2 protein-coding genes are annotated in these 2,833 nt (G+C 38.1%); both read left to right on the top strand.

Features of this window, described 5'->3' with window-relative positions; all coding sequences use genetic code 11:
- Window positions 1-380 precede the first annotated feature (380 nt).
- On the top strand, window positions 381-686 hold the full coding sequence (locus J2S10_RS27310) for a TIGR04104 family putative zinc finger protein (RefSeq protein WP_307414338.1): 306 nt from the start codon (window positions 381-383) through the stop codon (window positions 684-686).
- Between the two features lie 622 nt (window positions 687-1,308).
- Window positions 1,309-2,460 carry an asparaginase gene (locus tag J2S10_RS27305; protein WP_307414335.1) on the top strand — a complete coding sequence of 384 codons (1,152 nt, stop codon included), beginning with the start codon at window positions 1,309-1,311 and terminating at the stop codon, window positions 2,458-2,460.
- Window positions 2,461-2,833 lie beyond the last annotated feature (373 nt).

Genomic DNA, 2,833 nt, shown 5'->3' with positions numbered 1-2,833 from the left:
TCATGGATAGGTTGGACGAAGGAATTTGAGAGCGAAGACTCTGTGAGGCATGGGAGGGTTGACCTCCATGAGAAATGTGGACATCCACCAGTGCGGTCATATTTTGACTCATTAACCAATTTCTGTAAGTGGTTGGTTAGTGGATAATAAGTCTTTTTTCTCAAAAGGTCCAATTTTATCCTTTCAAGTGATATTTACCCAACTATAATGCGATTACCGCCAGGTAAACTACTATGAAAATCTAAGAAAAACGGAGAAATCGGGAGATTTTGCTTTCTATATTGAGGGAGTTTAGTTGAAGAATAGTAAGGAAAATTCACCAATAGAAAAATGATTATTTTCTTTTAGAATTGCCTCAATGAAAGGAAAGGATGGTTATTTTGGGCATTCAAAAATGTGAATCCTATGACTACCAATTTAGATGGAAAGAAATTCAAAAAGCTAATTTCGGGGGATATAATCCTAGAGTATGTGGGGAATGTGGTACGGAACACCGCATTACTAAACTGACTAGCCTGTTATCGAAACTTATAGTTGGAGTAATTGTAGCATTCACAATATTTTACGTGAAAAGTATGGCAGTTCCTTTTGCTATTGGCTTAGCATTATTACTAATATTACTCTCTATTGATTTACTCCGTTTTCCTTACTATATAAAATATAAAGCTATTCAAAATCATAAATGAAATGTTTTTTGTTCAACTATCCTGAAAATTAGTATTTTCATTCATTATTTCCTCAACGTGCGCTTCTCTTCTAATCTGGGCAGCTTCTTGATCTGGGTTTTCTTTAAACAGTTTTACGTTTACCGGAAACGTCTTCGTTGCATTATTTTCGATTCAAATCCTTGATAAATAATCCTAATGGTTATCTCCATTTTCAATATCCTCATACAATTCGTTTATCTTAACACCTATTTGTACTCCAAAATGAACTGCTTAATATGTCCTTTACCTCGTTGAGAGGATTAAAGCATAAAAAAACTCTCTTCCAATTAATACGAGGGGAGTTTTTATTTTGACTGAAATATTGTGAAATATTTGCACTTGAAGCAGGTTTAAAGATTAATTGGATTCATCTTGAAATTTTTGCACCAGGGCTAACTGATATGAAAAACAGTCATTTTTAAATTTCTAATTTTTTTGTAAGTTTTTTAGTTTTTTTGTTAGATTCTGTAGGTCTTATTATAAATTAAAATCATGTAAGCGTTCACTAAGGTTTAACTTGCATTAATGGGCAGTAAGACCCAACTGATGGAAGTTTCACTTTATATTTTTGTTAATCACACGTTATTTGGAGGAATTTCGAATGAAGAAACTAACTACAATGAAAAAAGTTGCTCTCACCGCACTAACATTAATGGCTTCCGGGATTATCATCATCTCTTCAAGTTACACGGATGCATCACATCCTGTTGAGGCTAAACAGATTATAACATCTAATACAACCAATCCAGTTAAGAAAAAATTACCTAACATTAAAATTCTGGCAACGGGTGGCACCATTGCGGGAACGGGTTCTACTTCGGTTCAAACCACCGGCTATCAGGCAGGTGTCCTAACTCCAGATCAACTAATAGATGCGGTTCCTGGGCTAAAAGATGTTGCTAATATTTCCACTGAGCAGGTGGCACACATTGATTCTGGTACGTCTAATACTGATGCTTTAATGGTCAAATTGGCGAAGGATGTTCAAAAAGCATTGGACGACCCAGAGTGTGACGGTGTTGTTATCACCCATGGTACCGACACAATGGAGGAAACGGCTTACTTTCTCAACCTGACTGTTCATTCTGACAAACCAATCGTCTTGGTTGGCGCAATGCGTCCTTCTACGTCACTCTCTGCTGACGGTCCGTTGAACCTGTACAACGCTGTAATACTGGCTGGTTCCAAGGAAGCTCGAGACAAGGGCGTCCTGATTTCCATGAATGGCAAGATCGGAAGCGCTCGCGACACATTTAAAACGAATACCACCGACGTTGATGCCTTCGATAATCCGGAGCTCGGCTCCCTTGGCTATATACAAGGCGGTAAACCTTACTTCTATAACGTGCCAACTAAAAAGCACACCACTGAGTCCGATTTTGACATTCGCAAGATCACTGAAGACAATCTGCATCGTGTTGATATTGTTTATTCGCATGCCGATGATGACCGTGTAATGGTTGACGCTGCGGTTGCTGCCGGTGCGAAGGGAATTATCCATGCTGGAACAGGTAACGGTTCTATCAATGAAAAAACGCTTCCAGGTCTGCAGGATGCTGTGAAGAAGGGTGTTGTCGTCGTTCGTGACACTCGTGTACCAGAAGGAATGGTTACTCACGAACAAATCGACGAAGACAACCACTTCGTCAATTCTGGCAACATCAACCCTCAAAAAGCTCGTATCCTATTGATGTTGGCGCTCACCAAAACCGAAGATCCTAACAAGATCCAAGAGTATTTCAATGAATACTAAGGCTGGTTTAGCATAGCCACTCCTTTGAAGATATGGTCAAGTTTGATAGATCTCTTGAAGCAACACCAAAGAACCTTTTCTTGTCAACAAGATAAAGAGAAACAAGAGGTTGGATACCTAAAAGGTACCCAACCTCTTTCATTGCCGATAATTTGCTCTCTTGTTTCAAGAGAGGTTTTTTACATAGAAAAATTTATTAGTGATGGTAACTTCTATGACGCTCGGGAGTTAAAGGTATTGTTTAGGGACTTTTCAGATTGAAACATATCCTTTTTCAGCTAAACCAGCTAATAGTTTGTCAATATTTTTCAATAAAAAATTAAATTTCTCATGCTATACTAAAAATGTGCACGCCGAATAACCTTCCTAAATT

This window comes from Neobacillus ginsengisoli, assembly GCF_030813055.1.
Note: the sequence above shows the minus strand (reverse complement) of the source record. Positions and strands in the feature narration are given on the sequence as shown.